Here is a 21,802-nt window from a genome sequence, read left to right on the forward strand (position 1 = left end):
CCGTCCCACGTCCTCGAGGGCCCCCGGAGCCCGAGCGGTTCCGGGGGCCCTCGGCTGCCGTGGGAGGGATGCGGGCGGATACGTAGACTGGCCCCGTGAGCGACCTCCCCCCGAACGGCAACCACGACGACCACGGTGACCACGACGACCGGCCGGACCCCCTGCGCCCCCTCGACTCTCCCGACCCCTTCGAGGAGATCATCGAGGCCGAGACGGACCGGGACCCCGACCTCGCGGTGATCGAGGCCGGCAGCCGCACCCTGCGCACGCAGGGCGGCGCGCCCGAGCCCGGCGTGCCCGTGCGGCCGGCGGACCCCGAGGTCGACAAGGCGCTGCGGGAGGTCGAGGGGGAACTGGCGACCCGCTGGGGCGAGACCAAGCTGGAGCCCTCCCTGACCCGGGTCGCCGCGCTGATGGACGTCCTGGGCGAGCCGCAGCGCGCGTACCCGTCGATCCACATCACCGGCACCAACGGCAAGACGTCCACCGCCCGCATGATCGAGGCCCTGCTCGGCGCCTTCGAACTGCGGACCGGGCGCTACACCTCGCCGCACGTCCAGTCGGTCACCGAGCGGATCAGCCTCGACGGCGCACCGGTCTCCGCCGAGCGGTTCGTGGAGACGTACCGGGACGTCGCGCCGTACGTCGGGATGGTCGACGCACAGCAGGAGCACCGGCTGTCCTTCTTCGAGGTGCTCACCGGCATGGCGTACGCCGCCTTCGCCGACGCGCCGGTGGACGCGGCCGTCGTCGAGGTCGGCATGGGCGGCAGCTGGGACGCCACCAACGTGATCGACGCCGGGGTCGCCGTGGTGATGCCGATCGACCTCGACCACACCGACCGGCTCGGCACCACGCCCGCCGAGATCGCCACCGAGAAGGCCGGCATCATCAAGCCGGACGCGACGGTGATCATGGCCCAGCAGCCGGTCGACGCGGCCCAGGTGCTGCTGAAGAAGGCCGTCGAGGCCGACGCGACCGTGGCCCGGGAAGGACTGGAGTTCGGGGTCGTCGCCCGGCAGGTCGCCGTCGGCGGCCAGCAGCTGACCCTGCGCGGCCTGGGCGGCGAGTACCCCGAGGTGTATCTGCCGCTGCACGGCGCCCACCAGGCGCACAACGCCGCCGTGGCGCTCGCCGCCGTGGAGGCGTTCTTCGGCGTCGGCGCCCAGCGCGCCGAGCCGCTGGACATCGACACCGTCCGCAAGGCCTTCGCCGCCGTCGCCTCACCGGGCCGGCTGGAAGTCGTACGCCGGTCGCCCGCCGTCGTGCTGGACGCCGCCCACAACCCGGCGGGCGCGCGGGCCGCGGCCGGGGCGATCGGGGAGGCGTTCCAGTTCAGCCGGCTCATCGGCGTGGTCGGCGCGAGCGGCGACAAGAACGTGCGCGGGCTGCTGGAGGCCTTCGAACCGGTCTTCGCCGAGGTCGTCGTCACACAGAACTCCAGCCACCGCGCGATGGACGTCGACGAACTGGCCGGGATCGCCGTCGAGGTGTTCGGCGAGGACCGCGTCCAGGTCGAACCCCGGCTGCCCGACGCGCTGGAGGCGGCGATCACGCTCGCCGAGGAGGAGGGCGAGTTCACCGGCGCCGGTGTGCTCGTCACCGGTTCCGTCATCACCGTCGGCGAGGCCCGACTGCTTCTGGGGAAGGGCTGAGGAGCCGTGCGTACACTCTGCGCGTCGACCCTGATCGGCGAGTTCTTCGTCATCGGTTTCGCCGGCCTGGTCGCGATGAAGGACCCGGACCTGGCGACCGGCACCGTGTGGACGGTCTGCGGCATCGCCATGTTCCTGTCCGTGGCACTGTGCGGGGTGATCACCCGGCCCGGCGGCGTCGCCCTCGGCTGGGCCCTGCAGATCCTGCTGATCGCCTCCGGCGTCTTCGTCCCGATGATGTTCCTCCTGGGCGTGATGTTCGCGGCGCTGTGGTGGGCCTCGGTGCATTTCGGGCGGAAGGTGGACGAGGCGAGGGCCCGGTTCGCCACCCGGGCCGAGCGGACTGACGCTGTGTGACAGGCACGGAGTCCTGCCCGGTAACCTTCACGCAACCCCGCACCACCCTTGATGCATAAGGAGCTCCGCCGTGACCCAGCGCACCCTCGTCCTCCTCAAGCCCGACGCCGTCCGGCGCGGCCTGACCGGCGAGATCATCAGCCGCATCGAGCGCAAGGCCGGCTGGCGGCTCACCGCGCTGGAGCAGCGGACCCTGGACCGCGCCACGCTGGAGCAGCACTACGCGGAGCACGTCGGCCGCCCGTTCTACGAGCCGCTGATGGAGTTCATGGCCTCCGGCCCGGTCGTGGCGATGATCGTCGAGGGTGAGCGGGTCATCGAGGGCGTGCGCCAACTGGCCGGTCCGACCGACCCGGTCGCCGCGTCCCCGGGTTCGATCCGCGGGGACTTCGGCGTCATCGTCCGGGAGAACCTGATCCACGCCTCCGACTCCGAGGAGTCCGCGGAGCGCGAGGTGAAGATCTTCTTCCCGGGCCGCGCCTGACGTCCACGGACAACACCGCCCGCACCGGCCGCGCGTGACGCCTCCACGGGTGCGGGCCGTGCCGGTCGATCGCCCGTATGGCCGTACGTGGAGCAACCGTCGTGCACGACGAACGCGCACGACGAACGTGCACACCGCGCACCACGGTGGTGGACGGCACGCAGCGGGCAAGGTGTGCCGGGGCCGCACCCGAAGACCACCCGCCAAGACCGTGCATAACAATCACGTAGCGGCCGTGGGCTGCGGTTTTGGCCGCCTGACGACGGTCTGGGGGCTTTGCCCCCGGGCCTTTTCGACATGCGGACGGCATTCGGGGGAACGACTGCCCCCGACGGCCCGTCTCCACAAGCAACGGGACCCGCCATCCGATGACAATGGCGAAGACCCTCGCGCCGTGTTCGCGAAGGCGCGTCTACGATGGAACCCTTCGCGTCACCGCACCCACCTCGCCTACCTGAAAAGCCCTCAAAAGCCAGTGGGAAGGCCAGACGAATCCTGATGGGGAACTCAATGTCGTTCATCGGCCGTGACATGGCTGTCGACCTCGGGACCGCCAACACGCTGGTGTACGTCAGAGGCCGCGGGATCGTACTCAACGAGCCGTCCGTCGTCGCGATCAACACCAACACCGGTGGCATCCTCGCGGTCGGGGCCGAAGCGAAGAAGATGATCGGGCGCACCCCCGGCAACATCGTGGCCGTCCGCCCCCTGAAGGACGGCGTCATCGCCGACTTCGAGATCACCGAGCGGATGCTCCGCTACTTCATCCTGAAGATCCACAAGCGGCGGTATCTGGCCCGTCCGCGGGTCGTCGTCTGTGTCCCCTCGGGCATCACGGGTGTGGAGCGCCGTGCCGTCATCGAGGCGTCGTCCCAGGCCGGCGCCCGCCAGGTGCACATCATCGAGGAGCCCATGGCCGCGGCCATCGGCTCCGGCCTGCCGGTCCACGAGGCCACGGGCAACATGGTGGTGGACATCGGCGGCGGCACCACGGAGGTCGCGGTCATCTCCCTCGGCGGCATCGTCACCGCCCAGTCCATCCGGGTGGCGGGCGACGAACTGGACAACGCGATCATCCAGCACATCAAGAAGGAGTACTCCCTCCTGCTGGGTGAGCGCTCGGCCGAGCAGATCAAGATCACGATCGGTTCGGCGTACGACCTGGACTCCGACGAACACACCGAGATCCGCGGCCGGGACCTGGTCTCCGGGCTGCCCAAGACCGTGGTCATCTCCGCCGGCGAAGTCCGCAAGGCGATCGAGGAGCCCGTCAACGCGATCGTGGACGCCGTCAAGACCACCCTCGACAAGTGCCCGCCGGAACTGTCCGGCGACATCATGGACCGGGGCATCGTGCTGACCGGTGGCGGCGCCCTGCTGCGCGGTCTGGACGAGCGGCTGCGCCGGGAGACGGGCATGCCCATCCACATCGCCGAGGACCCGCTGGACAGCGTGGCGCTCGGTTCCGGAAAGTGCGTCGAGGAGTTCGAGGCGCTCCAGCAGGTGCTGGACGCCCAGCCGCGCAGATGACACGGCTCCTCGATTCCGCCGCACGGGACGATCTCCTCTCGTACGGCGGATCGTTGATATGAAGACACCAGCTCCACCCACACTTTCCGACCGTTCCCGAAGGCTTCCGAAGGTTCGCGAAGACTTCTGACGACTTCCGTTCTCGCTACCCGTTTCGACGAGGAAGGCACGGCCGCCGCACGTGAGGGACACACGAGAGAGCCGGCTGCTCCTGGTGCTGCTGATCACCACCGCTTTCGCACTGATCACGGTGGACATCCGCGGCGGAGAGGACTCACCGGTCGACGGTGCCCGGCAGGCCGCGGCCACGGTCTTCGGCCCGATCGAGAACGGGGTCTCCGGCGCGGTCGACCCGATCGGCAACGCGGTCGCCGCGGTCCGTGACTCCGGCGACCGGCACGACCGGCTCGCCGAACTCGAGCGGGAGAACGCCGCGCTCAAGGCCGAACTCGGCAGCGACGACCGCAACCGCAGCAGGGCCAAGCAGCTCGACACGATGCTGAAGGTCGCCGGCCAGGGCCAGTACGGCATCAAAGGAGCCCAGGTCATCGCCATAGGAGCGGCCCAGGGCTTCTCCTGGACGATCACCATCGACGTCGGCGCGGGCGACGGCATCGAGCGCGACATGACCGTCCTCAACGGCGACGGACTCGTCGGCCGGGTCACCACCGTCGGCCCGCACACCGCCACCGTGCTGCTCGCCAGCGACCCCGACTTCACCGTCGGCACCCGCATGGAGGCCGGCGACGAACTCGGCTTCGCCTCCGGCCAGGGCGACCGGCCCCTGCGCGTCGAACTCCTCAACGGCAAGGCCGAGGTCAAGAAGGGCGACCGGCTGGTCACCTTCGGATCCCAGGCCGACAAGCCGTTCGTGCCCGGCGTCCCCGTCGGCACCGTCTCCCGCGTCGACCCCTCCGGCGGTGACCTCACCCGCACCCTCTACGTCACGCCGTTCGTCAGCTTCACCAAGCTCGACGTCGTCGGCGTCGTCGTCCAGGCCCCCGAGAAGGACCCGCGCGACACGGTGCTGCCCAAGAAGCCGAAGCCGGCGCCCACCCCGACCGTCACGGTGACCGTCACCCCGTCCGCCCCTGCCGACGGCCAGTACCAGCAAGAGCAGTAGGAGCTGTCACCCATGCGCGTCAACCGGATCCTGCTCTCCAGCTCACTGATCGTCGTCGCCCTGGTGATCCAGGTGAGCGTCCTCGCCCGCCTCCACCTCCCGGGCGCCGTCCCCGACCTGCTCCTGCTCACCGTCCTCGGCCTCGCCCTGGTCTACGGCCACGTCGGCGGCTCCCTCATCGGCTTCGGCGCCGGACTCCTCGCCGACCTCGCACCGCCCGCCGACCACGCCGTCGGCCGCTACGCCCTCGTGCTGTGCGTCATCGGCTACCTGGCCGGACTGGTCAAGCCCGAGTCCGGCCAGGTGAGATCGGCGACCGGCCCCATGACCGTGGTGGTCGCCGCCGCGGTCGGTTCCACCCTGCTCTACGCCGGCGTGGGCGCCCTCGTCGGTGACACCGCAGCCCGCCATGTCGGCCTCGGCGGACTGCTCTTCAGCGCCGCCCTGTACGACCTGCTGCTCGCCCCGTTCGTCGTCCCCGGCGTCATGGCCCTGGCCCGCCGGGCCGAGAACGACCCGCTCGCCGAGACCAGCTCCGCCAAGTCCGGTGACGTCGCCTCCGGCTGGAGCTCCGGCGGCACCGGGCTGCGCGTCGGCGCCCAGCGGGGCCTTCGTGCGAAGGCGGCGCGGGCACGGGTGGCGCGGGCCGGCCGCATCAAGGGGGTCAAGCGCCTGTGACCCCGCACCACCTCGCCGAGCGGGAGGACGCCGCGTGACCCTCGCCCACCCGTCTGCCGCCACCACCCTCAACGGAATGGGCTGCGCCCATGAGTAACATCCCCGAGACCGGGCGCAGCACCCGGGTGCAGATCCGGCTCGTCGTCATCCAGGTCCTCGTCCTCTCCCTCCTCGGCACCCTCGGCGGGCGCCTGTGGTACCTCCAGATCCGCGAAGGCGCCGAGTACGCCAAGGAAGCCTCCGGCAACCACGTCCAGCAGGTCGTCCGGCCCGCGGTCCGCGGCTCCATCCTGGACGCCCGCGGAGTGGCCCTCGCCGACAACGAGACCCGGCTGGTCGTCTCCGCCTCCCGCACCGAGCTGATGAAGATGCGCGACGACGGCGAGGCGGTCCTCACCAAGCTCGCCGGTGTCCTCGGCATGCCCGCCAAGGACGTCATGGAGAAGGTCCGGCTGTGCGACGCCGAGACCCCCCAGCCCTGCTGGAACGGCTCGCCGTACCAGCCCATCCCCATCACCGACGAGGCCACCGCCAAGCAGGCCCTGCAGATCCGCGAGCGCGCCGAGGACTTCCCCGGCATCAGCGCCGAACCCCAGGCCGTACGCCGGTACGCGGCCCCCGGACAGGCCAACACGGCCCAGGTCCTCGGCTACCTCTCGCCCGTCACCGACGAGGAGCTCCAGAAGGCGCAGGACACCGACTCGCCGTACCTGCGCTCCGACCAGGTCGGCCGCTCCGGCCTCGAGCGCCAGTACGACAAGGAGCTGCGCGGCAAGGCCGGCGTCACCCGCTACGAGGTCGACAACCTCGGCCGCGTCCTCGGCGAGGCCCAGGCCGACCCCGCCGAACCCGGTGCCAACCTCGTCACCAGCATCGACGCCCGCGTCCAGCGGGTCGCCGAGTACGAGCTGAACGAGGCGATGAAAGCCGCCCGCAAGGAGATGGACCGCAACACCAACCGCCTCTACGAGGCCGACTCCGGTGCCATCGTCGTCATGGAGGCCAAGACCGGCCGGGTCGTCGCCATGGCCTCCAACCCGAGCTACGACCCCAACGCCTGGGTCGGCGGCATCTCCGGCAAGGACTACGCGAACCTGACCGGCAAGGACTCCAACTACCCGCTGCTCAACCGCGCCATCCAGGGCGTGTCGGCACCCGGCTCCATCTTCAAGGTCATCCCGACCGCCGCCGCGGTCAACGCCGGGTACTCCTTCGACGGGCCCTACGAGTGCTCCAGCTCGTACTCCATCGGCGGCCAGGTCTTCAAGAACTTCGAGTCCCAGAACCACGGCGCCATCAGCCTCGGCCGTGCCCTCGAGGTCTCCTGCGACACCGTCTTCTACCGCCTCGCCCACGAGGAGTGGAAGCGCGACGGCGGCAACAAGCCCAAGAAGAACGCCCAGGACTGGTTCTACAAGACCTCCCACCAGTTCGGGCTCGGCGAACTGACCGGCATCGACCTGCCCAACGAGGTCACCGGCCGTGTCCCCGACCGCCAGTGGAAGCTCGACTACTGGAAGGCGAACAAGGACGCCTGGTGCAAGTCCGGCAAGAAGGGCGGCAGCTACGTCGAGCAGATCGCCTACGAGAACTGCCTCGAAGGCAACCGCCTGCGCGCCGGTGACTCCGTCAACTACTCCATCGGCCAGGGCGACACCCTCGTCACCCCCATCCAGATGGCGTCCGTCTACGCGGCCCTCTCCAACGGCGGCACGCTCTACCAGCCCACCGTCGGCAAGGCCGTCATCAGCCCCGACGGCAAGAAGGTCACGGAGATCGAGCCCGAGGCACAGAGCAAGCTGCCGATCACCAAGAAGACCCTCGCCGAAATAGACGGTGCCCTCGAGGGGGTCGCCACCCGCGGTACGGCCGCCTGGCGGTTCGGCGGCTGGCCGCAGGACGAGATCCCGATGCACGCCAAGACGGGCACCGCGGAGGTCTACGGCAAGCAGACCACCTCCTGGTTCGCCACCTACACCAAGGACTACTCGATCGTCATGACGATCTCCCAGGGTGGTACCGGCTCCGGCGCCTCGGGCCCCGCCGTGCGCAACGTCTACAACGCGCTGTACGGGGTCTCCCCGGACGGCGTCATCGACGAGAAGAAGGCACTGCTGCCGACCCCGCAGAAGACGCTGCCCAAGGTCAGGACGGACGGCACCATCGTCTCCCCGAAGATCTCCGAGGACCCGGCCAAGGAGCAGCGGGCCGCCGCGGAGGGTGAACAGGCACCCGCCCTGCCCCAGGAGCAGGGCGCGACCACGACCACGCCCCCGCCGGCCAACCGCGACACCCGCCGCCGCGACGCACGAGGGGGCGAAGCACGACGGCGCGGCGCACGGCGCGGCGGCGTCCGGGCACGCCGCACGGCAGACCGGAGGTCGGCACCATGACCGGCGGAGTCAACAGCTTCCACGTCTCCGGATACGGACCCGAGCGGGCCGGCTGGACGCGGCTCCTCGCCCGCGACTCCCCGGCCCGGCGCCTCGACTGGCCGATACTGCTGTCGGCGCTCGCCCTGTCGCTGCTCGGCTCCCTGCTGGTCTACTCGGCGACCCGCAACCGCACCGACATCAACCAGGGCGACCCGTACTACTTCCTGGTCCGGCACTGGCTGAACACCGGCATCGGCCTGGCCCTGGTGATCGCCATGCTCTGGCTCGGCCACCGCGCCCTGCGCACGGCCGTGCCGGTCCTCTACGGCGCCTCGGTGCTGCTGATCCTGCTCGTGCTCACCCCGCTGGGCTCCACCATCAACGGCGCCCACTCCTGGATCAAGCTCGGCGGCGGCTTCTCGGTCCAGCCGTCCGAGTTCGTGAAGCTCACGATCATCCTGGGCATGGCGATGCTCCTCGCCGCCCGGGTCGACGCGGGCGACAAGCCCTACCCCGACCACCGCACGGTCCTGCAGGCACTCGGCCTGGCCGCCGTCCCCATGCTCATCGTGATGCTGATGCCCGACCTCGGGTCGGTCATGGTCATGGTCGTCATCGTGCTCGGCGTCCTGCTCGCCTCCGGCGCCTCCAACCGGTGGGTCCTCGGCCTGATCGGCGCCGGCGCGGTCGGCGCGATCACCGTCTGGCAGCTCGGAGTGCTCGACGAGTACCAGATCAACCGCTTCGCCGCCTTCGCCAACCCCGAGCTCGATCCCGCCGGCGTCGGCTACAACACCAACCAGGCCCGCATCGCCATCGGCTCCGGCGGTCTCACCGGCTCCGGGCTCTTCGAGGGCTCGCAGACCACCGGCCAGTTCGTGCCCGAGCAGCAGACCGACTTCGTCTTCACCGTCGCCGGGGAGGAACTCGGCTTCGTCGGCGGCGGACTCATCATCGTCCTGCTCGGCGTCATCCTGTGGCGCGCCTGCCGCATCGCCCGCGACACCACCGACCTGTACGGCACCATCGTCGCCGCCGGCATCGTCGCCTGGTTCGCCTTCCAGTCCTTCGAGAACATCGGCATGACCCTCGGCATCATGCCGGTCACCGGTCTGCCCCTGCCGTTCGTGTCCTACGGCGGCTCGTCGATGTTCGCGGTGTGGCTGGCCGTGGGCCTCCTGCAGTCGATCAGACTGCAACGCCCGCTGTCCGCCTGACCCGGACCTGTCCGCGTGACCCGGTCCGGCGAGGCCGCCGGTCCTTTCCCACCGACCCGGTTTCCCCGGCACCGACCGGGGAAACCGGGTCGGACGGGACCACCGGCCACGAAGAGATTGCGAGTCATGGCGGACACGAAACGTGAAATCGAGCGCAAGTACGAGTCCGACGGCAGCGGACTCCCCGACCTGACCGGCGTCCCCGGCGTCGGGTCCGTCGTCGACCGGGGTGTGACCCCTCTCGACGCCACCTACTACGACACCGCCGACGAGCGCCTCGCCGCCGCCTCCCTCACCCTGCGCAGGCGCACCGGCGGCCCCGACGCCGGCTGGCACCTGAAGTTCCCCGTCGCCCCAGGAGTGCGCGACGAGATCCACGCCCCGCTCTCCGACACCCTCCCGGAGAGCCTCGCCCGCCTCGTCCGCTCCCGCGTCCGTGACGCCGAACTGAAGCCCGTGGTCCGGCTGCGCTCCGACCGGGACCTGCGCCACCTCCTCGACGCCGACGGCCGGCTCCTCGCCGAGATCAGCGTCGACACGGTGCGCGCCGAACGCCTCACCGGCCACGGCGGCACCGCCCGGTGGACCGAGATCGAGGTCGAACTCGCCGACGACGGCGACCCCGCCTTCCTCGACAAGGTCGGCAAGCGGCTCCGCAAGGCGGGCGTACGCCCGTCGAAGGCCGCCTCCAAACTGGCCCGCGCCCTCGCCGAGACCGCACCCCCGGCCGGCCTTCCCGAGGAAGCCGCCCCCGCTCCCGCACCCGCCCCGGCCGCGGCACCGAAGCGCAAACACCGCAGCCGCCCGGTCGGCACACCCGTCGACGCCGGCGACCACGTCCTCGCCTACGTCCGCGCCCAGCGGGACGCGCTCGTCGAACTCGACCCCGCCGTACGCCAGGACGTACCCGACTCCGTGCACCGCATGCGGGTCGCCACCCGCCGCCTGCGCAGCACCTTCCGCTCCTTCGGCTCCGTCCTGGACCGGGAGACCACCGACCCGATCGGCGCCGACCTGAAGTGGCTGGCCGCCGAACTCGGCCTGGACCGCGACCAGGAAGTACTCGCCGAGCGCCTGACCTCGGCCCTGGCCGAACTGCCCGACACCCTCGTCCACGGCCCCGTCCGTAAGCGGCTGGCCTCCTGGTCCGAGGCCGGCCACCGCACAGCCCACAACGAGGTCACCGCCGTCCTCGACTCCCGCCGCTACCTCTCCCTGCTCGACACCCTCGACACCCTGCTGGCCGACCCGCCCCTGCGCAAGAAGGCCGCCCGCGACCCCGGGAAGGTGCTCGCCAAGGCCGTGGGCAAGGACCTCGCCAAGGTGTCCGGCCTCGTCGCCCGGGCACTGGACCTGCCGCCCGGCCACGACCGCGACGTCGCCGTGCACGAAGCCCGCAAGAAGAGCAAGCGCACCCGCTACGCCGCCGAGGCCGCCGCCCCGGCCCTCAAGGGTCCCGCCAAGGACCTGGCCAAGGACATGAAGACGCTGCAGAGCCTGCTCGGCGACCACCAGGACAGCGTCATGGCCCGCCAGACCCTGCGCGAACTGTCCGCCGTCGCCCACGCGGCGGGGGAGAGCGCCTTCACCTACGGCCTGCTCCACGGACACGAGGAACGCCGCGCGGAGACCGTCGAGGCGGCCCTCCCGGAAACCTGGAAACGGATCAGGAAGAGCAGCGCCTTCTGACGCCGGGCCCGCCGCGGGCCGTGCGGGGGACCTCTCCGGCCGGGTTAGGCTGGATGGTCCCCCCTGCCCGCACACAAAGGTTCCGAGATGCCTGCCGAAGCCGCCGAGTCTGTCTTCCCGCAGCTCGAAGCTCTGCTCCCGCATGTGCAGAAGCCGATCCAGTACGTCGGCGGAGAGCTCAACTCCACGGTCAAGCCTTGGGACAGCTGTGACGTCCGCTGGGCGCTCATGTACCCCGACGCGTACGAAGTCGGACTCCCCAACCAGGGAGTCATGATCCTCTACGAGGTCCTCAACGAGCAGGACGGCGTCCTCGCCGAGCGCACCTACAGCGTCTGGCCGGACCTGGAGGAACTGATGCGCGAGCACCACGTCCCCCAGTTCACGGTCGACAGCCACCGCCCGGTCAGGGCCTTCGACGTGTTCGGCCTGAGCTTCTCCACCGAGCTCGGCTACACCAACATGCTCGCCGCCCTGGACCTCGCCGGCATCCCGCTCGAGGCCGGGGACCGAGGCCCGGACGACCCGATCGTCATGGCCGGCGGTCACGCCGCGTTCAACCCCGAGCCGATCGCCGACTTCATCGACTGCGCCGTCATCGGCGACGGCGAACAGGCGGTCCTCGAGGTCACCCGGATCATCCGTGCCTGGAAGGAGGAGGGCCGCCCCGGCGGCCGCGAGGAACTCCTCTTCCGCCTGGCCAGGACCGGCGGCGTGTACGTCCCCGGTTTCTACGACGTCGAGTACCTCCCCGACGGCCGGATCGCCCGCGTCGTACCGAACAGGTCGGGCGTGCCGTGGCGCGTCTCCAAGCACACGGTCATGGACCTCGACGAGTGGCCCTACCCCAAGCAGCCCCTCGTCCCGCTCGCCGAGACGGTCCACGAACGCATGTCGGTGGAGATCTTCCGCGGCTGCACCCGCGGCTGCCGCTTCTGCCAGGCCGGCATGATCACCCGCCCGGTGCGCGAGCGCTCCATCACCGGCATCGGCGACATGGTCGAGAAGGGCCTCAAGGCCACCGGCTTCGAGGAGGTCGGCCTCCTGTCCCTCTCCTCCGCCGACCACTCGGAGATCGGCGACATCGCCAAGGGCCTCGCCGACCGCTACGAAGAGGACAAGATCGGCCTCTCGCTGCCCTCCACCCGTGTCGACGCCTTCAACGTCGACCTGGCCAACGAGCTGACCCGCAACGGCCGCCGCTCCGGCCTCACCTTCGCCCCCGAGGGCGGCTCGGAGCGCATGCGCAAGGTCATCAACAAGATGGTCTCCGAGGACGACCTGATCAGGACCGTCGCCACGGCCTACGGCAACGGCTGGCGCCAGGTGAAGCTCTACTTCATGTGCGGCCTGCCCACCGAGACCGACGACGACGTCCTCCAGATCGCCGACATGGCGATGAACGTCATCCAGAAGGGCCGCGAGGTCTCCGGCTCGGGCGACATCCGCTGCACCGTCTCCATCGGCGGCTTCGTCCCCAAGCCGCACACCCCCTTCCAGTGGGCCCCGCAGCTGTCGGCCGAGGAGACGGACGCCCGCCTGACCAAGCTGCGCGACAGGATCCGCGGCGACAAGAAGTACGGCCGCTCCATCGGCTTCCGCTACCACGACGGCAAGCCCGGCATCATCGAGGGCCTGCTCTCCCGCGGCGACCGCCGCGTCGGCGCGGTCATCCGCGCGGTCTACGAGGACGGCGGCCGCTTCGACGGCTGGCGCGAGCACTTCTCCTACGACCGCTGGATGCGCTGCGCCGACAAGTCCCTGGCGCGGTTCGGGGTGGACGCCGACTGGTACACCACCCGCGAACGCACCTACGAGGAGGTCCTCCCCTGGGACCACCTCGACTCCGGCCTCGACAAGGACTGGCTCTGGGAGGACTGGCAGGACGCCCTCGACGAGACGGAGGTCGAGGACTGCCGCTGGACCCCGTGCTTCGACTGCGGCGTGTGCCCCCAGCTCGACACCAGTATTCAGATCGGACCAACCGGTAAGAAGTTGCTGCCGCTGACGGTCAAGAACGCGGCGTCGGCTCCCAGTGGGGCGACCTCCTGAGCCGTTGGCCACGAGACGTCCGGTGGGCCCACTCCCGAACACAGGGGTGGGCCCACCGGCGTTCGCGGCCCGCGGTGGTGACGCGGTGTCACGGCCGTGCGGTGTCGGACGTCGTGGCCGGTACCGGTGTCCGTGCTGCTGTTGCTGCCGGCCCGGGCGGATGGGTGGTGGGCAGGGGCGGGAGGACGGCCTCGAGGTCGTCCAACGCCTTCCTGGCGATGGCGATGCGGATGCGCAGGTCCACGTCGGGGCCCGGGGCCGGGACGGGGGCCGGAACCCGGGCGGGGGGCGGGAGGGCGTCGGGGGCGGGGGACTGTTCGCGTTCCAGTTCGCGGGCCTCGTCCAGGGAGCTGATGACGACTCCGATCAGGACGTTGACCAGGACGAACGAGGCGATCAGCACGTAGGAGGCGTAGTAGACGATGCTCCAGCGGGAGATCTCCAGGCCCGCGTGGACCGCGTCCCCGAGGCCGTCCAGGGTCATCAGCAGGAAGAGGGTGAGGACGGCGCGGCCGAGGGAGCCGTACTGGCCGGGGTTCGCCTCGCCGAAGAAGACCCAGCCGACCATGGCGTAGACGTACAGCAGGAGCGCGCCCACCAGCAGGAAGCTGACGGTGCCGGGCAGGCTGCGGGCCACCGCCACGATGACGATGCGCAGTTGGGGCAGGAAACGGGCGGTGCGCAGGACACGGGCGAGGCGCAGGAGCCGCAGGACGGTGGTGTTCTCGCGGACGACGGGGAGGAACGCGCAGGCGACGACGGCGAGGTCGAAGACGTTCCAGGGGTCGCGGAAGAAGTCACGGGGGCGGTCGGCGTGGGCGCAGGCGCGTACGGCTATCTCGGCGGTGAAGGCGGCGAGGCAGAGGTGTTCGGCGAGGCGTAACCAGCGGTGCCAGTCCTCGGCGAGCCCGCTGTAGGTCTCGGCTCCGAGGAGGACCGCGTTGACGATGATCAGGGCGAAGACGGACAGGGCGAACCAGCGGGCTTCGGAGAGGGCGTGGGCCCTCTCCGCCAGGACGCGACGCAGGGGTCGGGACCGGGGCGGCCGGGGCGTGGCGCCCCTGGGGGCAGGGTGGTCGTTCATCGTGCTGTATCTGCTCCTTCGTGCCGCGCGCCATGCCCGAGGTGCGAACGGGCCGGCGGGTTCGCGCGGCGGTGACACTCCAGAGCTGTTTTCTACAGCATTGTAGATTCGATGGTGCTCGATGCGGGGAGGGCGACGCGTCGGCCCGGCACCGGTGCATCCGAACGGCCCGCCGGGGCGTCTGTACCTGCATGGACCTGGAGAAGCCGGACGCCGAGAGACCGACACCGCCCGTACCGCGGCCCTCGCGGCGGCAGCCGGACGCCGCGGGCGAGGGGTGCCTGGCCGTGGCGATCCGCCTGCCGGTGCGGATCGTCGTGTTCCTCGTGGTCCTGCCGGTGCGGCTGGTGTGGGACGCGTGTGCCGTCGCCGCGCGGTGGCTGGAGCGCACCGTGTTCCGTCCGCTCGGGCGGGCGCTGCTGTGGGCCGGGCGCGCGGTGTTCGTGTGGCCGTTGGCCGGGCTGTGGCGGTACGTCCTCGTGCCGCTCGGCAGAGCGCTCGCGTGGCTCGGGAACCTGGCGGTCGTCGTGCCCGCCGGGTGGCTGTACCGGTACGTGCTCGTGCCGCTCGGGCACGCGCTGGTGTGGCTGTACGCGCGCGTGCTGACGCCCTTCGGGCGCGGCGTGACGTGGGTGCTGCGCGGGATCGTGGCCGTCTGTGCCGCGATCGGGCTCGGGGTGTTCGCGGCCCTCGCCCGGCTCACGCGGTACCTGGTCGTCGTGCCCTGCGCCTGGGTGTACAGGTGGGTGCTCACGCCCGTCGGGCGGGCCGCCGTCCGGTGTGCGAAGGGGCTGGCGCGGCTGGTGGACGTGCTCGTCACCGGCGTCGGCACGGGGCTCTACTGGATCACCCGGATCCTGCTCGTGCTGCCGCTGCTCGCCGTGTGGCGCTGGGTTCTGGCGCCGGTGGGGAGGGTGCTCGCCGTCGTCGTGCGGGAGATCGGGAGCGCCCTCGGACACGCCTGGCGGGTCACCGGGTACGTCTCGCTCGCGGTGGGGCGGTTCGTGAGGGCCCTCGTCCGGTGGACCGTCGTGGAACCGGCGCGCCTGCTGTACGCGCATGTGCTGACACCGGTGGGGCACGTGGTGCGGGACGTGGTGCTGCGGCCCGCCGCCGCGGCGGGCCGTGCCGCGGGGCGGGCCGTACGGCAGTCCCTCGCCTCCGCCCGCGCGACGCTGCGGCAGGCGCGCGCCGACCTCCGCCGGACGCTCGTCGGGGAGCGGCGGCCGGCACCGGTCGAGGACCGGCGGGAACCTATCGGCGCCGACACGCGTACTCTTGGTAGCAGTACGACCGCACTCACGAAGGACTGAACGACACTGGGCAAGCGACAGCCCGAAGGCCCGCCGCCCGCACCCGCGGTGCAGCGCATCCGACTGCGTTACACCAAGCGCGGCCGCCTCCGGTTCACCAGCCACCGTGACTTCCAGCGTGCCTTCGAGCGCGCGCTGCGCCGTGCCGAGGTGCCGATGGCGTACTCGGCGGGGTTCACGCCGCACCCGAAGGTGTCGTACGCCAATGCCGCACCCACCGGCACGGGCAGTGAGGCGGAGTACCTCGAGATCGCGCTCACCCAGGAGCGTGACCCGGACGTGCTCAGAACGCTCCTCGACGAGTCGCTGCCCACGGGCCTCGACATCGTGGAGGCGGCCGAGGCCCGCACCCCGGGTCTCGCCGACCGGCTCACGGCCTCGGTGTGGGAGCTGCGGCTGGACGAGGTCGACCCCGAGGAGGCCCGCCGAGCGGTGGACGCCTTCAACGCGGCCGGGACCGTCGAGGTGCAGCGCCGGACGAAGAACGGCGTCCGTACGTTCGACGCCCGCAGTGCGGTCGTGGATCTGGAGAGTGTGAAAACGCCCTCTTCGGCGGCCGATAGGCCGACCGGCCGGCCCTGTGCGATACTGCGGCTGGTTGTTCGGCACGTGACGCCTGCCGTTCGACCCGACGACGTCCTGTCCGGTCTCCGCGCCGTGGCCGATCTGGCGCCGCCGGTCCCCGCAGCGGTGACCAGGCTGGCGCAGGGGCTGCTCGATGAAGAGACCGGCACGGTGACCGACCCGCTCGCGCCCGACCGCGAGGCAGCAGCGACCGAGCCGCAACCGGCCGGTGCCACTGCCACCGCGACGGTGCCGGCGTAAGGAAGGTCCCGCGTAGGGACGGACGTCGTAGCGCCGCCCTCGTACCTCGGGAGCCACCCGGGTCGGGCAGCGCACCCACCACAAGACTTTCGCCAGGCCGTGCGCATTCGGTGTACGGAACCGGCGAGACAGGACACAGAGAGCTCCCGTGCGGCGCCCGCGCCCCGGACGGCGGTAACCGCGCTTCGCGCGAACCGCGGACGTCACCGGCATCGCCGGACCAGGTGCGGCGCCCGGGAGCCTGACGGGAGAAACCCCCGCATGCTCGAACCGACCGAGCCCACAAAGGGCTCCGAAGAGAACAGCCCCAGCGACACCCTGCCGCCGCGCCGTCGGCGCCGGGCCGCGTCCCGGCCGGCCGGCCCGCCCGCGGCGGCCTCCGGCACGACGGACCCGGCGACCGCCCCGGCCATACCGGCCGCCGAGGCCGCCCGGTCCCTCGATCCGCTCGAGGAGGACGACGAGCTCGAGGCCGCGGAAGGCACCGGGAACGAGCCGGCCGCGGCACCCGAGCCGGTGGCGGCCCGGGCCGAGACCCCGGCCGACGCGGACGACGCCGCTCCGCGCAGGCGCCGACGGGTCGCGCGCCGCCCGGCCTCGTCCGCGGGCGCGCCGGAGGCGGCGCGGGCCGCCGAGACCGTCGTACCGGCGGCCGGGACCCCGGACGCTCCGGCCGTCGAGTCCGCCGCGGACGTAGTCGCGGACGCCGAGCCGGCCGTGTCGGCCGCGGATGCGGCCCCGCCGCGGGCGCGTCGTCGTGCCACGCGCCGGGTGACCTCGCCGACGGCCACCGCCGCCGGGGCCGCCGAAGCGGCACAGGCCCCTGTGAGTGGGGAGAGCGCCGTGGGCGCGGACGCTCCGGCCGCCGCGGACGCCGAGCCGGCCGTGTCGGCCGCGGATGCGGCCCCGCCGCGGGCGCGTCGTCGTGCCACGCGCCGGGTGACCTCGCCGACGGCCACCGCCGCCGGGGCCGCCGAAGCGGCACAGGCCCCTGTGAGCGGGGAGAGCGCCGTGGACGCGGACGCTCCGGCCGCCGCGGACGCCGGGGAGGCCCCGGAGGCCCCCCTCACGGACACCGCCGCCCCGGACACCGACGACGCGGCTCCCCGCCGTACCCGGCGTCGCGCCTCGCGTCGTGTCTCCGCCCCCGCGACCGCCGAGGCGGCGCAGGCCGGTGCGGCCGCTCCGTCCGCCGAGGCCGCCGCCTCCCCCGCCGAGGAGGCGAAGACCCCCGTGACCGACACCACCGGAGAGACCCCCACGTCTCCCGAGACCCCCACGTCCCCGGAGACCTCCACGACGTCCGGGACCCCCGAGGCGCCCGCCGCGGACGACGCCGCTCCGCGCCGTCGGCGCCGTGCGGTCCGCAAGGCCGCCGCCGGATTCGCCGAGCCCGCCCGGCCCGCCGCAGGGCCCGCCGGGGCCGCCGAGACCGAGCCGTCGAAGCGCCCCGCGCGTCCCGCGGTCGCCGTCTTCCAGGCTCCGGTGTTCACCGAGCCCCAGTTCCAGACCCCGGAGCGGGCCGCCGCCGAAGCGGCCGCCGAGGCCGCCGGCCCGGTGGAGCCCGACGAGCCCGACGAGCCCGAGGCGACCGAGGAGCTTTCGGAGGAGCAGCCCGCCCCCCGGCGCCGCCGCCGTCGCCGGGGCGCCGCGGACGAGACCGACGCGGCACCGGCGGCACAGGCCGCTTCCGCTGGAGCCGGCAGCACCCGTACCGAGCCCGCCCCCGACGCCCGCACCGACGAGGAAGCGGACGCCGACGAGCAGGCCGAGGACCACGCGGACGACGACCAGGACGACAACGAGGGCGCCGGTTCCCGTCGTCGCCGCCGCCGGGGCGGCCGTCGCCGCAGGCGCGGCGAGTCCGCCGATACCGACGAGCCCGGGGCCGACGCCGAGCGGGACACCGAGGACACCGAGGACACCGCCGACGAGTCCGCCGACGACGCGGAGGACACCGACGAGCAGGCCGAGGACCGTGACGACTCGGGCGCCGCGGGCGGCTCCAGCAGCAGCCGGCGCCGTCGTCGCAGGCGCCGCCGGGCCGGGGACGGCGGCAGCGAGGCCGAGGCCTCCACCGACGACCCCGAGCGCACCGTCGTCAAGGTCCGCGAGCCGCGCAAGGCCTTCGAGCCGTCGGACGAGGTGCAGTCCATCAAGGGCTCCACCCGCCTGGAGGCGAAGAAGCAGCGCCGCCGGGAAGGCCGTGAGCAGGGCCGCCGACGGGTCCCGATCATCACCGAGGCCGAGTTCCTGGCCCGCCGCGAGGCCGTCGAGCGCGTCATGGTGGTCCGGCAGTACGGCGACCGCACGCAGATCGGCGTCCTGGAGGACGGCGTGCTCGTCGAGCACTACGTCAACAAGGAACAGGCCACCTCGTACGTCGGCAACGTGTACCTCGGCAAGGTGCAGAACGTGCTGCCGTCGATGGAGGCCGCCTTCATCGACATCGGCAAGGGCCGCAACGCCGTGCTCTACGCCGGCGAGGTCAACTTCGAGGCGCTGGGCATGGCCAACGGCCCGCGCCGGATCGAGGCCGCGCTGAAGTCGGGCCAGTCGGTCCTCGCCCAGGTGACGAAGGACCCGATCGGGCACAAGGGCGCCCGTCTGACCAGCCAGGTCTCCCTCCCGGGCCGTTACCTCGTGTACGTCCCCGAGGGCTCGATGACCGGCATCAGCCGCAAGCTGCCCGACACCGAGCGGGCCCGGCTGAAGACCATCCTCAAGAAGGTCGTCCCCGAGGACGCGGGCGTCATCGTGCGCACCGCCGCCGAGGGCGCGAGCGAGGACGAGCTGCGCCGTGACGTCGAGCGGCTGCAGGGGCAGTGGGAGGACATCAAGAAGAAGTCCAGGAACGGCGGCAGCTCGAACGCGCCGACGCTGCTGTACGGCGAGCCGGACATGACCGTCCGGGTCGTGCGGGACATCTTCAACGAGGACTTCACCAAGGTCGTCGTCAGTGGCGACGAGGCCTGGGAGACCGTCCACGGGTACGTCGCGCACGTCGCGCCCGACCTGGCCGACCGGCTGCAGAAGTGGACCAGCGAGGTCGACGTCTTCGCCACGTACCGGATCGACGAGCAGCTCGCCAAGGCGCTCGACCGCAAGGTCTGGCTGCCCAGCGGCGGTTCGCTGGTGATCGACCGGACCGAGGCGATGGTCGTCGTCGACGTCAACACCGGCAAGTTCACCGGTCAGGGCGGCAACCTCGAGGAGACGGTCACCAGGAACAACCTGGAGGCGGCCGAGGAGATCGTGCGCCAGCTGCGGCTGCGCGACCTCGGCGGCATCATCGTCATCGACTTCATCGACATGGTGCTGGAGTCCAATAGGGATCTTGTTCTGCGGCGCCTCCTCGAGTGCCTGGGCCGGGACCGTACGAAGCACCAGGTCGCCGAGGTGACCTCGCTGGGCCTGGTGCAGATGACCCGCAAGCGGGTCGGCCAGGGTCTGCTGGAGTCGTTCTCGGAGACCTGCGTCCACTGCAACGGGCGCGGTGTCCTCGTCCACCTGGACCAGCCCACCTCCACCGGAGGCGGCGGCAAGCGCAGGAAGCGGGCGCGGGCCGGGGCCGGGGAGCACACCCACGAGCACGAGGCCGACGTCGTCACGACGGCGGAGCAGGAGGCGGAGGAGGAGTCGGAGGCCGAGGTCGCCGCCGAGGCGGCCGAGCCGGTCGCGCTCCCGGCGCCCGAGTACGTCCCCGACGAGGAGCTGTACAGCAGCGCCGCCGAGGCGGAGGCCGCGGCCACCCGCGGACGCGGCCGCCGCCGGGCGAGCCGGAGGGCCTCGGCCCCGGCGGGCGCGCCGAGGCGTGAGGAGCGCCGTCGCGAGCCGGCCGCCGTCGAGGAGCCGGTGGCGGACGTGCCGACGGCTCAGGACACGACGGCCGCGCAGGAGGCCGCGCGTCCGGTGCAGCCGGAGCCGGCCTCCGGGGCGCACGCCGAACCGGCCGCCGCCGAGGACCCGGTCGTCGAGGCGCCGGCCGAGGCACCCGTCGAGGCACCGGTCGCCGAGGAGGCCGCGCCCAGGGGCCGTACGCGTCGTCGGGCCACCCGCAAGGTGTCCGCGCCGGCCGGTTCCCCGGCGGGTGCAGAGGCCGCGGTGGTGACGGTCGCGGAGACCGCGCCCACGGCCACCCCGTCGGAGCCCGGGCAGGCGCCGGAGCAGGCTTCCGGGCCGGCGGCCGGGCAGCCGTCGGCCCAGGCGCCCGAGGCGGCGGCCGAAACCGCCGCGCCGCCGCGCCCGCGCCGCCGCGCGGTGCGCAAGCCGACCGTGTCCACCGCGTCCGAGGAGGCGGCCGTCGTGGTCGTCCCGTCGGCCACGGCTGACCAGGCGGCCCCGGTGGACGAGGCGGCCCCGGTGGACGGGGCGGCAGCGGTCACCACCGACGCGGAAGCCGCCGGGGAAGCCGCCGACGGGACGGCTCCGGCCAGCAAGACCGCCCGCGCGGCGGCCAAGAAGGCCACGGCGAAGAAGGCCGCCACGAAGAAGACGACGGCCAAGAAGACGGCGACGAAGACCGCTGCCAAGAAGACGACGGCCAAGAAGACGGCGACGAAGACCGCCGCCAAGAAGACGACGGCCAAGAAGACGACGGCGAAGAAGACGACGGCGAAGAAGACCGCGGCAGCGGCCCAGCAGCCGTCGCCCTCGGTCACGGCGTCGACGGAGGACTGATCGGGACCCGCCCGGCAGGGCGGCACGCGTAGAGGCGCGGGCCCCCCCCCCCGGCGGGGGGCGCGGCGCAACGCGGGGGGCCCCCGGGCCCCGCGCCGGGCCTCGGGCGGTGGGGCGCGGCCCCCGGGCGGGCGGGTGGTCCCCCGCCTCTACGCGTGTGCCCCGCGTCCCTCGCGCCGGACCTCGGACGCCGGCCCGGCGCCGGCGTCACGCCGCGCAGTTCGGACAGGTGCCGCGGTACGTCAGCTCGACGTCGGAGACCGTGTACCCGAAGCGTTCCGACTCGGGAAGGGCCGAGAGGGCGTCGCCCGTCGGGTGCACGTCGCGGATCGTTCCGCAGCGGTCGCAGAGCAGGTGGTGGTGGGGACGGTGCGCGTTCGGGTCGTAGCGCGTGGCGCGGTGGTCGGTCGAGACCTCGGTGAGTTCGCCCAGGGCCACGAGTTCGCCCAGGGTGTTGTAGACCGTGGCCCGGGAGATCTCGGGCAGCCGCTCCGTCGCGCGCGCGTGCACCTCGTCGGCGGTCAGGTGGACGTGGTCTCCGCCGAGTACCTCGGCGACCACGCGTCGCTGCGCGGTCAGGCGCCAGCCGCGTTCCCGAAGTCTCCTCAAGAGATCACTCATACACCTCACCCTAACCAGCGGTGGAACCCATCTCAAGAACAGGTATGGTTCTGAAAGTCGCCTTGACTTAGACCTTGTCCAACGTAGGGTATGTGCCGGTGCGGGCCGCGGAGCGGCTT

Annotated in this window: 15 protein-coding genes; 13 read left to right on the plus strand and 2 right to left on the minus strand. The window is 72.3% G+C overall.

Annotated features, from left to right (window positions below):
- Positions 1 to 95 precede the first annotated feature (95 nt).
- The 10 genes from folC (at position 96) to ORI94_RS18075 (ending at position 13,160) form a co-directional block, all read left to right on the plus strand.
- A complete protein-coding gene (gene folC, locus ORI94_RS18030) occupies positions 96 to 1,655 on the plus strand; it encodes a bifunctional tetrahydrofolate synthase/dihydrofolate synthase (protein WP_266076628.1) in 1,560 nt (519 codons plus the stop codon).
- A 6-nt stretch (positions 1,656 to 1,661) separates the two neighbouring features.
- Positions 1,662 to 2,012 (plus strand): DUF4233 domain-containing protein, encoded by a 351-nt coding sequence (locus ORI94_RS18035; protein WP_266076630.1) that lies wholly within the window; start codon positions 1,662 to 1,664, stop codon positions 2,010 to 2,012.
- 70 nt (positions 2,013 to 2,082) lie between these two features.
- Positions 2,083 to 2,496 (plus strand): nucleoside-diphosphate kinase, encoded by a 414-nt coding sequence (gene ndk / locus ORI94_RS18040; protein ID WP_266076632.1) that lies wholly within the window; start codon positions 2,083 to 2,085, stop codon positions 2,494 to 2,496.
- A 510-nt stretch (positions 2,497 to 3,006) separates the two neighbouring features.
- Positions 3,007 to 4,026, plus strand: a complete 1,020-nt coding sequence (locus tag ORI94_RS18045; protein WP_042171968.1) for a rod shape-determining protein — start codon at positions 3,007 to 3,009, stop codon at positions 4,024 to 4,026.
- Between the two features lie 181 nt (positions 4,027 to 4,207).
- Entirely contained in the window at positions 4,208 to 5,149 is a 942-nt protein-coding gene (gene mreC, locus ORI94_RS18050; protein ID WP_266076636.1) for a rod shape-determining protein MreC, read from the plus strand.
- Between the two features lie 12 nt (positions 5,150 to 5,161).
- On the plus strand, positions 5,162 to 5,827 hold the full coding sequence (gene mreD / locus ORI94_RS18055) for a rod shape-determining protein MreD (RefSeq protein ID WP_266076639.1): 666 nt from the start codon (positions 5,162 to 5,164) through the stop codon (positions 5,825 to 5,827).
- An 89-nt stretch (positions 5,828 to 5,916) separates the two neighbouring features.
- A complete protein-coding gene (mrdA, locus tag ORI94_RS18060; protein WP_266076642.1) occupies positions 5,917 to 8,220 on the plus strand; it encodes a penicillin-binding protein 2 in 2,304 nt (767 codons plus the stop codon).
- Positions 8,217 to 9,419 (plus strand): rod shape-determining protein RodA, encoded by a 1,203-nt coding sequence (gene rodA / locus ORI94_RS18065; protein ID WP_266076645.1) that lies wholly within the window; start codon positions 8,217 to 8,219, stop codon positions 9,417 to 9,419. Before mrdA ends, rodA begins: the two co-directional genes overlap by 4 nt.
- A gap of 126 nt (positions 9,420 to 9,545) precedes the next feature.
- On the plus strand, positions 9,546 to 11,108 hold the full coding sequence (locus ORI94_RS18070; RefSeq protein WP_266076647.1) for a CYTH and CHAD domain-containing protein: 1,563 nt from the start codon (positions 9,546 to 9,548) through the stop codon (positions 11,106 to 11,108).
- A gap of 87 nt (positions 11,109 to 11,195) precedes the next feature.
- Positions 11,196 to 13,160, plus strand: a complete 1,965-nt coding sequence (locus tag ORI94_RS18075; protein ID WP_266076650.1) for a TIGR03960 family B12-binding radical SAM protein — start codon at positions 11,196 to 11,198, stop codon at positions 13,158 to 13,160.
- 88 nt (positions 13,161 to 13,248) lie between these two features.
- Here ORI94_RS18075 and ORI94_RS18080 read toward each other — a convergent pair whose 3' ends face one another.
- Complete coding sequence (locus tag ORI94_RS18080) at positions 13,249 to 14,244, minus strand: ion transporter (protein WP_266076652.1); 996 nt, start codon at positions 14,242 to 14,244, stop codon at positions 13,249 to 13,251.
- A gap of 191 nt (positions 14,245 to 14,435) precedes the next feature.
- On the opposite strand from ORI94_RS18080, the gene ORI94_RS18085 reads away from it, so the two are divergent.
- The 3 genes from ORI94_RS18085 (at position 14,436) to ORI94_RS18095 (ending at position 21,062) form a co-directional block, all read left to right on the plus strand.
- Positions 14,436 to 15,557, plus strand: a complete 1,122-nt coding sequence (locus ORI94_RS18085) for a hypothetical protein (RefSeq protein ID WP_266076656.1) — start codon at positions 14,436 to 14,438, stop codon at positions 15,555 to 15,557.
- Between the two features lie 48 nt (positions 15,558 to 15,605).
- Entirely contained in the window at positions 15,606 to 16,382 is a 777-nt protein-coding gene (locus ORI94_RS18090) for a TIGR03936 family radical SAM-associated protein (protein ID WP_266076658.1), read from the plus strand.
- Between the two features lie 261 nt (positions 16,383 to 16,643).
- Positions 16,644 to 21,062, plus strand: coding sequence for an Rne/Rng family ribonuclease (locus tag ORI94_RS18095; RefSeq protein WP_266076660.1), 4,419 nt, complete (start codon positions 16,644 to 16,646; stop codon positions 21,060 to 21,062).
- A 207-nt stretch (positions 21,063 to 21,269) separates the two neighbouring features.
- Here ORI94_RS18095 and ORI94_RS18100 read toward each other — a convergent pair whose 3' ends face one another.
- Positions 21,270 to 21,683: a Fur family transcriptional regulator gene (locus ORI94_RS18100; RefSeq protein ID WP_266076662.1), complete on the minus strand. Its 414-nt coding sequence runs from the start codon at positions 21,681 to 21,683 to the stop codon at positions 21,270 to 21,272.
- Between the last annotated feature and the right edge of the window lie 119 nt (positions 21,684 to 21,802).

The sequence above is a fragment of the Streptomyces sp. NEAU-W12 genome, assembly GCF_026242095.1.
In the GTDB taxonomy this organism is placed as follows: domain Bacteria; phylum Actinomycetota; class Actinomycetes; order Streptomycetales; family Streptomycetaceae; genus Streptomyces.